We start from the raw sequence: 451 nt of genomic DNA on the forward strand, positions 1-451 counted from the left end.
CGGGCCCCGCGAACCCAGCGTCAGAAGTCGTCGGACCCGTCCTTGCATCGATAGCCGATGAAGCATTGCGGATTGTTCGAACTCGGCACCCATGCCGGCTCGGGGAACTGGTCGACCAGGCATTCCGCGCCGCTCCTGACGAAGCGGGCATAGGTCTGCGGGCCGGTGTCGAGGACGACGGCGCCGTCCCTCATGACGAGCTGGCGGTTGGCGCCGCATGTCCGCTGGGATGTCGGCGGCCCGACCTGTGCCGTTGCTGCTGTTGCAGTCAGGGCGAGAGCAAGGAATGCCAGTACTCTTCTCATCACAGTTTCCTCCTCTAGGCCCGAAAGGGCTGTTCATCGGAGCTAGTTGCTCGACGGCGGGCTCCTGAGCTTCTCCATTGCCTGTTCGACGGAGAAGGAGCCGGGTCGCTGGCGCGGCGGGAACTGCTGGAAGCTCATCAGATGTT

1 protein-coding gene is annotated in these 451 nt (G+C 64.1%); it reads right to left on the reverse strand.

All coding sequences use genetic code 11. The annotated features are described in order from the left end of the window. Positions 1-20: 20 nt before the first annotated feature. Positions 21-305 (reverse strand): hypothetical protein, encoded by a 285-nt coding sequence (locus tag C7G61_RS43440; protein WP_244608801.1) that lies wholly within the window; start codon positions 303-305, stop codon positions 21-23. Positions 306-451 lie beyond the last annotated feature (146 nt).

Source organism: Bradyrhizobium algeriense (assembly GCF_003062295.1).
Lineage (GTDB): Bacteria > Pseudomonadota > Alphaproteobacteria > Rhizobiales > Xanthobacteraceae > Bradyrhizobium > Bradyrhizobium algeriense.